The following is an 8,013-nucleotide window of genomic DNA, read 5'->3' as shown; positions in this document are numbered from 1 at the left end:
GAAACGACGCCGGCCGCGCTCAAGGCGCTTCATGAGCTCGGCTTCCGGATCGTCATGGCGACAGGCGACAACGAGCGTTGTTGCACAAACCAAGTTAAGTACTTGAATTAAAATAACTTTATGGAAGACGACGATTATGAAGAACTCAATAGTGTCAAAGCCTTAGGCGGAGGTGTGCAACAACACCGATAGCCGCCGCCATCCCGGGCAGGTGCTCGCGCGGCGCAGGGCCCTGGGGGCATCGAGTCCGGGCGAGCGGGGCTGGTGAGCGGACCGGCCGGGCACGGATGTCTGGCTGATGCCCCTCGATGAGGCCGAGCGCGTGCGCGCCGACTACGCCTACAATAACCCGCGGATCGTGCGCGCCGAGAAGGCGCTGGCGGCCCTGGCCTTGCAGAGAGGCATCGCGCCGGAGGTGGTCGACTGGCCCGATCCGACGCCCCTGCCCCGCGCCGAGGACGCGCTGGACGAACCCTCCCCCTTCTGAAGGGATCGACCCCGCGACGACAGGTGCCCCAAGGATCTGAACGATGCTCCCCAGGCGGGACCTGATCCCCGCTTCAGCCCCTTGGGGCCTACCGTCATGTCGCAGACTGCCTTTCCCCCGCTCCCTGGGGAAGCGAGGCTGGGGCGCACGGGATACCCGGCGGAAGGCGCCCGATCAACAGGTCCGCGCGCTGTTTCGCGCGCCCGACCAGGCTCCGGCCTCCTGCTCCCGCAGAGGCCTGATGTAATCCCTGTGTAACGTTACGGGGCATTGCGTTCGCGTGGCGTAACACAAACCTGCGCCACCGGCGGTGCGAGGCCAGGGCTCAGGCATGCATCCGGCGGGCATTGCCCGCCTCAGGGCTCGAGATCGTCCCCGCGGTCGGCGAGCGGATCGTCCTGTCCGGAGAAGGCGAACATCGCGGCGCGGTCGAGCCGACCGATCTCCTCGCGGAAATCCGTCGACATGAGCGTGACATTGCCCGCGCCGTCGACGCGGACGGCCTGGATCCCGTCGGGATCTCCCGTATCCTCGAGATCGCCCCGCGCCACGGCATCCGCGCGCGCCGCGGCGTCGTCGCGAGCCTCCGCCAGGGCATCGCCTTGCGTGGCGTGGAGGTGGTGGGCCTCCGCCCAGTCGGCGGAGGTCATGCCCTCCCGCACGACATCCGGGTCCGCGGCGTAGGAGGGGTGGACACTGCCATGCTCCGAGAAACGCGCGAAAGTTGGTGATGCCCTGAGGGGCGGCATATCATGGCGGTGTTCAGACGCCGTCAATTCTCAGCCGAGAAAGGGATATGCCACATGTCAGTCGATACCATTACCCCGCTGCCCGATCGATCGGGATTTGGCTCCGATCCATTCACCAACGTCCTACGCGATGGCGCGCGCAAGCTGATCGAACAGGCGATCCATGCGGAGTTGACCGCGCTGATGGCCTCCTTCTCGGGAGAGAAGCTCGAAGACGGTCGCGCGCGGCTGGTGCGCCATGGTCACCTACCCGAACGCGAGGTGATGACCGGAATTGGACCGGTGCCAGTGAAGGTGCCGCATGTCCGCGATCGAAAACCTGGCGCGGACAGGATCACCTTCACGCCCAGCATACTGCCGCGATACCTGCGCAAGGCGAAATCGGTCGAGGAGCTGTTGCCCTGGCTCTACCTCAAGGGCGTGTCCACCGGCGATTTCAGCGAGGCGCTGGCCGCCCTGCTGGGGCCGAACGCCCAAGGCCTGTCCGCCAAGACCATCACACGGCTGAAGACAGATTGGTGGAAGGACTATGAGGCTTGGCAGAAGCGCGACCTCGGCGCGCGGCGGTTCCTCTACATCTGGGCCGATGGCGTTTACTTCAAGCCGCGAATGGCCGAGGAAAAACAATGTATTCTGGTGGTCGTGGGTGCTGATGAATACGGCCGCAAGGAGCTTCTGGCCATGACCCCTCTCGTGACATTGCCTACGGCAATGCACTGCCGGGCAAGGGACGGCTTCCGCGAAAGCACCCAGAGCTGGCGCGAGGTGCTGCTCGACCTCAAGCGCCGGGGCCTGACGCAGGACCCGAAACTGGCCATCGGTGATGGTGCCTTGGGGTTTTGGACGGCCCTGCGCGAGGTGTTCGCCACGACGCAAGAGCAGCGGTGCTGGCTCCACAAGACCATGAACGTGCTGAATGCGACGCCGAAATCGGTGCAGGCCAAGGCCAAGGCGCATCTGCACGATATCTGGCAGGCCGAGACAAAGGCCGAAGCCAACGTCGCCTTCGATTTCTTCGTCGAAGCCTATGGGGTGAAATGGGACAAGGCGGTGGCCAAGCTGGCCAAGGACCGGGACGCGCTACTGACCTTCTACGACTACCCGGCCGAGCACTGGAAACACATCCAGACGTCAAATCCGATCGAGAGCACATTCGCCACCGTCCGCCACCGAACGAAACGCACCAAGGGCTGCCTCAGCCGCAAGACCGGCTTGGCCATGGCGTTCAAGCTGATGATGTCGGCGCAAAAGAAGTGGCGCAAACTCGATGGTCAGAACCGCCTTCCAGAGGTCATCAGCGGGATTGAGTTCCGCGACGGCGTCCGTCAGCTTCAAACTACCGCCTGATCACGCGTCACCAACTTCTGCGCATATCTCCCATGCTCCGACAGGACGAGGATGAAGCCGCGCGTCTCCGCGGCGGGGGCGACCTCGGCCCTCCGGGCCTCGACGATCCCCTGAATGTGGGACAGGACATCCGGGAAGATGTCATGGGCCTCGAAGAGCGCGGTAGCAATGTGTTCGAGATCGGCGCAGCGCGCCTCGATCTGGCGGATATAGGCCTCGCGGTCCGCCTCGTCGGCCGGGTTAGGCCGAACCTGTCGCGCGCGCCGCTCACGGCGCGAGCTCCGCGTCGTCGTGGTCGCGCCAAGCTGCGAGCGTGTCGAGCGCGATTGTGGTCTTGGCATAGGGCTGCATGCGCCGCGTGATCACCCTGTCGGAGCTCCAGGGGACGATGCCCTCGGGCCCCTGGGCGTCCTAGCCTACGAGGTCGACATAGAGCCATCCTTCCTCCGCCATCTCCTCCTCGTCCATGGAGATCCCCTCGTCGAGGACCTCGCGCAGATAGGTGTCGACCGCGGCCGCGGGGTTCGAGGCCACGACGTAGTATTCGCTGTCCTCGGTGCTGCGGGGGACGCGGACGGAGTAGAGTTGCAAGCCGGTGCTCATGGATGGGTCTCCTTTCGTCGGAGATCCTACGGATGGCGGGCGAAAGCCCGAAGCGTTCCGGAAGCCCGGAGGCCTCCCACCGGACAAGAATCGCCGCGCCTCACGCGAAGCAGCCTCGCGGGCACACTACCCCCCGAACCTGGGAAGACAGATCACGATCAGCCGTCGATAGTTCGATCGTGGCGATAGAGGCACAGGGCCGGGAGCTATCTGATTTTTCTTCAACATACTGATACAAGGCTCTTTTGCGTCACCATGTGCAGAATTCGGCAAGCGGCCCTCCACCTGCTGCAAGTGGCGCATCAAAGTTATCTGGATATTCGGCTAAAGTCTGATGTAGGGTCGGAAAAAATGATCGAGGCAGTTATGCACCCATTCGTCGGATCCGAAAGGCTCAGCGCCCAAGGTCAGGTTCTCAGCGACGCACTCGAGCAGCAGGCCGCGCGTTTCCTCGCTCCCGATACGCGGAAGTCCGACAAGCCCCTGCGACGGTTCTTGATCCGGGAGGCTGCGACAGCCCTGCGATTGAACTACAACTCCTTCCGACACTACCTGAAGACCGTCCCCGACCTTCCGGCTGGAACGATCGAATCGGGAAATCGTCGTACCTTCTCTCTCGAAGAAGTCCATGAGATTCAGAGCAAGCTCTACACGGCCGGGAAGATCCCCGTCGATCTGTTTCCGCGAAGGGGGCCCGACGATCAGCTGAGTGTCATTTCCGTCTTCCAGCTGAAAGGTGGCGTCGCGAAGTCGACCTTGGCCGTGAACTTGGCGGCCTTCTTGGCATGGCGGGGATACCGGGTCCTGGCGATCGACGTGGATCCGCAATCATCCCTCTCGGACGTCTTCGACGTGAAGCCGGACCTCGACGGCAGCGCATCGCTCTACGACGTCATGCGGACCGTCGATCCGATCCCCATCACCGACGCCATCCAGTCGACCTACTATCCGAACCTGGACATCCTGCCCGGCTCCCTTTCGATGACGGAGTTCGAGTACGAGACGGCCGCCTCGTTCCGGAAGGTAAAAGGCCAGGGTGGAGCGCCTTGGCACAAGAGGTTCACCCAGGCTCTCGATCTCGTCGATTCCTCCTACGACGTCGTGATCGTCGACACGCCCCCTCATCTCAGCTTCAGCGTCCTGTCCGCGGTGCATGCCTCGACGGGGCTGCTCATGCCGTTCAGCCCCGGCATGCTGGACATCGTGTCGCTCCAGAAGTTCCTCTTCCTCGCCTCTGACACGCTCGCCGCGATCGAGGCGCACGAACCCGATAAGCGCTACGATTTCATGCGCTACGTGATGACGCGCTACAATCCGAACGACGCGGCACAGCTCCAAATCTGGACCTTCATGAAGGCCCATTTCGGAAGCAGTCTCATGGACACGCCCTTCCTGCAATCGACCGCAATCGCGGATGCGGGAAACACGACCGAAACCCTGATCGAGGTCCGGCCTTCCGAATTCAACCGGAAGACCTACGATCGAATCTTCGAGAGCTTGCAGTCCATCGTCCACGACCTGGAGGACGACATCATGCGAGCTTGGGGACGCATTGATAACGAGGAGGCTGCGTGATGGCACGGAAGGCTTTCTTCACGCCGGCCGAGACCGATGATCCCTCGAAGTCCGTTGACCCGGCATCGCCGGTCAAGCCGAAGCGACGCCCTCCGATTGCCAATGGTGGCGCCACGGCACCTCACTACATCGCCAATGCGATCAAGTCCCAGGAAGGCCGGACCTACCAGGATATTCCAGTCGAACGGATCTCCGCATCGGCGATCTCGGACCGGCTGGACGTAACCGAGGACATCGCGTCCTTGATGGGCAGTATCGAAGCCAACGGCCAGCAGGTCCCGATCGTCGTCCGCATCGTCGAAGGGGAGAACCCCTACGAGATTGTGGTCGGTCGGCGCCGTCTCGAGGCGATGAGACGGCTCGGACGCAAGACCATCCGCGGCTTCGTCTCCCGAATGACCGATCGTGACGCCTTCATCGCGCAGGGTATCGAGAACAACGGACGGCTGGAGACCAGCTATATCGAGAAGGCCCGGGCCGTGTCCCTCGCGCGCGATGCGGGTATCGAGCAGACGGAGATCGGACAGTTTCTCGCCACCTCGGCTCCGAACATCTCCGTTATGGAGAGGATCTACCGCGGTCTTGGAGAGGAGATCGTTCAGGCGATCGGGCCCGCCCGGGGCGTTGGTCGCCGCAAGTGGGATGCGGCCGAGAAGGTTGCCGCGGCTCTCAGGTCGCTGGGCGAAGAGCCGACATCCTTCGTCGACAGCGGCGTCGAGGACAGCGTGGAGCGTTTCGAGGCCTTCGTCTCCAGGGGCGAAGCGGCTCTGGAGCCGTCCAGCCCTGCCCCGGCCGCAGCCGCGCCGCGTGGTGTGAAGCCGGAACGCCGAAAGCATCTCGACGGCCGCCTGGCGAGCCTGAGAAAGCCCGGCCAACTGACCCTGAAGGCGACGGGGCCTCTCGATGAGCGGTTCCTGACATTCCTCGAAGAACGGCTGCACGCTCTGCATGAAGAATTTGAAAACGAGCCCGATGTCGAGGACTAGCGCCGCAACCATAAGGTTCCCGACAAGAATAGTCGGGTATCCCCACTTATCCGCGGATAAGTGGATGTCTTTCCCCACCAACCAATAGAGGAGCAGACCCGGAAAAAGTAGTAGCCCCCCGAAACCGAAGTAACGAAGGGCCCCCACCGAAGACTAAGCATCTTCTCGGTAGCGGTATTTCGATCGAATTACAACGCCGGTTTTGGCGGCCGCTACATTTTTGCCGTCTGAAACGATGCCATGATGACACAACTGCCCGCGGCAACGCCGCGCCGGCAGCAGGCCTCCGCATGCCTGCCGCAGACTATCTCCGGACCGATCGACCGGTGGTATGCCTTGGACCTCGTGCGCCAGAACCGATGTGACCTCGGCCTGAACGATCGCGATATCGCCGTTCTCCAGGCTCACCTCAGCGTCCTCCCCAAGGGTCCGCTTGACCCGAGGCGCCTGAACGTCAGCTACGCGGGGAAGCCCGAGATTTCCCGGCGCTCCAACCACGTGCAGGAACGGACGATCACGCGCTGCGAGACCCGCCTAGAGGAGGCCGGCCTTGTCCAGCGCAGAAGGAGCGCAAACGGCCGCAGGTTCCCCGTGCGCATCGCCGGCAACATCGTGGACGCATTCGGGATCGATCTCGCCCCCCTCCTCAATTGTTTGCCGGAGCTCGAAGCGATGTCGAATGCACACATCGTTCGCGAGGAGAAGCAGCGCTACCTGCGCACGAGGATCTCCAATGCTGCCGCGGCATTGGCGCGACACGCGAGGCGGGCCGCACAGATCTGCGCCTCGTCCCTCGAAGGCCTTGTGCGGACCGGGCGCAACCTCGCCCGCAGGACAGCGGTATCACGCGAAGATGTCGAGGACTACGAGGGCCGTGTCGACCAGCTCCTCGCCACTCCAGATCCGTCCCCGGAGGCGGCCCCCGAAGACCTTGCCGCAGGCAGCACGAAAGAAGACAGCGCCTCGGAAAACGCCCTGACGCCACTGAAGCTTGCCCCGGACGGGGGCCCCTCTTGCCATGACACGGCCTCCGCCAGGCGGGTTTTGCCAGACAGACGTGCCGACGATGCCGGTCAACCTGTCCGGCACATAGAGCCTCGAAAAAAAGAGGATAATAGACCTAGCCTTCAAATGGAGCAGCTTGATCCGCGGCAGATCGTAGCCCTGTGGGCGGATTTGAAGGCCCTGCCGGATTATCATCCCGCGCCACCCCGCGACGGGCACGCCTTGGCCCAGATGGTTTTGGAATTTTCAGGATTCCTAGACTTGGACCGGCGCCTCATGATTGACACTTGCGCCCAACTCGGATGGCCGAATGCATTGCGCGTGCTCGATTACATGACCCGACGCTTCGCCTCGATCAAATCCCCGACAGCATATCTGAAGATGATGTTGGAGAAGTATCGCTCTGGAAAGGCTATTGCCGCCGGCGCAGTCCGTATGAATAGACCACTTATCCGCGGATAAGTGGAGATCGGGAGCACTTCGCCAGCGATCCAGGAGCGCCATGATGGCGCCACGAAGGCCGGTCACCGGACTCACTTATCCGCGGATAAGTGGGATCCTCGGGGGAGAAACGACTGGCTCGATCCTGACCTATCTGCGGACAAGTGGCCATCGAGGAAGAGCTACGATCTGCGCGAGCCCCCTCCCCTGCCCGCGCGACACTTATCCGCGGATAAGTGGACGGGAGAAGAAGTTCCCCAGTAATCTTCGAGCAACCATGCGCGTACCATGCCGGCCTGGGGACGTACCCCACCTATCTGCGGATAAGTCGACCACCTGACCCCTCGACGGTTCGGGCCTTCCTTCAGCCCGCCCGGCGCTTCCCTTCCAGCCCACCGCCGGAACTTGCCAGGCAGGCACATGCATTCCTAATGCTGTTCATGTCGAAACGGAGGTGTCTCGATGCGACCACCGGACGATGGCTGCGAAGAGATCCTGGTCAGGGACGAGGACTCCCTCAACATGCACCGCTTCTACAATGTCTCCGTCGAGCGCGACCTCTTTGGGGTATCCGTCTTCCTCGTGCGATGGGGGCGCCAGAGAAAGCCCGGCCGGATCCGGATCGACGCGAGCGGCAGCCGAAGCGAGATGCGCCGCAAGCTGGTCGAGCTCGCAAGCCGGAAGATCCTTCGGGGCTACAGGCGGCTCGAGGTCCGGACGGCGCAAACGCAGCAAAGCGCCCTGCCCCTCTTCGAGACCCGCTGAAGACCGTGTGAGAGTGATCGCGTTGCTTGCCGCATATCCGCGGTCTAATCCTGGA

Annotated in this window: 9 protein-coding genes; 6 read left to right on the top strand and 3 right to left on the bottom strand. The window is 62.9% G+C overall.

Annotated features, from left to right (window positions below; genetic code table 11):
• Window positions 1–298 precede the first annotated feature (298 nt).
• A complete protein-coding gene (locus tag Q1B08_RS16885; RefSeq protein ID WP_299821504.1) occupies window positions 299–487 on the top strand; it encodes a hypothetical protein in 189 nt (62 codons plus the stop codon).
• Window positions 488–843: 356 nt separating this feature from the next.
• On the opposite strand, the gene Q1B08_RS16880 is transcribed toward Q1B08_RS16885, so the two are convergent.
• The gene (locus Q1B08_RS16880; RefSeq protein WP_299821502.1) at window positions 844–1,137 is read right to left on the bottom strand and encodes a hypothetical protein; all 294 of its coding nucleotides are present in this window, start codon (window positions 1,135–1,137) and stop codon (window positions 844–846) included.
• A gap of 153 nt (window positions 1,138–1,290) precedes the next feature.
• Between Q1B08_RS16880 and Q1B08_RS16875 the strand changes: the two genes are divergently transcribed.
• A complete protein-coding gene (locus tag Q1B08_RS16875; RefSeq protein ID WP_299821500.1) occupies window positions 1,291–2,583 on the top strand; it encodes an IS256 family transposase in 1,293 nt (430 codons plus the stop codon).
• On the opposite strand, the gene Q1B08_RS16870 is transcribed toward Q1B08_RS16875, so the two are convergent.
• The gene (locus tag Q1B08_RS16870) at window positions 2,568–2,924 is read right to left on the bottom strand and encodes a hypothetical protein (RefSeq protein ID WP_299821498.1); all 357 of its coding nucleotides are present in this window, start codon (window positions 2,922–2,924) and stop codon (window positions 2,568–2,570) included. The two genes, Q1B08_RS16875 and Q1B08_RS16870, sit on opposite strands and share 16 nt — an antisense overlap.
• Window positions 2,925–2,994: 70 nt before the next feature.
• A complete protein-coding gene (locus Q1B08_RS16865) occupies window positions 2,995–3,186 on the bottom strand; it encodes a hypothetical protein (RefSeq protein WP_299821496.1) in 192 nt (63 codons plus the stop codon).
• 255 nt (window positions 3,187–3,441) lie between these two features.
• On the opposite strand from Q1B08_RS16865, the gene repA reads away from it, so the two are divergent.
• The 4 genes from repA to Q1B08_RS16845 all read left to right on the top strand — a co-directional run bounded on the left by repA (window position 3,442) and on the right by Q1B08_RS16845 (window position 7,958).
• Window positions 3,442–4,761 carry a plasmid partitioning protein RepA gene (repA, locus tag Q1B08_RS16860; RefSeq protein ID WP_299821494.1) on the top strand — a complete coding sequence of 440 codons (1,320 nt, stop codon included), beginning with the start codon at window positions 3,442–3,444 and terminating at the stop codon, window positions 4,759–4,761.
• Complete coding sequence (locus tag Q1B08_RS16855; RefSeq protein ID WP_299821491.1) at window positions 4,761–5,747, top strand: ParB/RepB/Spo0J family partition protein; 987 nt, start codon at window positions 4,761–4,763, stop codon at window positions 5,745–5,747. The genes repA and Q1B08_RS16855 overlap by 1 nt, the downstream gene beginning before the upstream one ends.
• A 243-nt stretch (window positions 5,748–5,990) precedes the next feature.
• Complete coding sequence (locus Q1B08_RS16850) at window positions 5,991–7,214, top strand: helix-turn-helix domain-containing protein (protein WP_299821489.1); 1,224 nt, start codon at window positions 5,991–5,993, stop codon at window positions 7,212–7,214.
• Between the two features lie 441 nt (window positions 7,215–7,655).
• Window positions 7,656–7,958 carry a WGR domain-containing protein gene (locus tag Q1B08_RS16845; protein WP_299821487.1) on the top strand — a complete coding sequence of 101 codons (303 nt, stop codon included), beginning with the start codon at window positions 7,656–7,658 and terminating at the stop codon, window positions 7,956–7,958.
• Window positions 7,959–8,013: the final 55 nt, after the last annotated feature.

The sequence above is a fragment of the uncultured Jannaschia sp. genome (assembly GCF_947494025.1).
Classification (GTDB): Bacteria; Pseudomonadota; Alphaproteobacteria; order Rhodobacterales; family Rhodobacteraceae; genus Jannaschia.
Note: the sequence above shows the minus strand (reverse complement) of the source record. Positions and strands in the feature narration are given on the sequence as shown.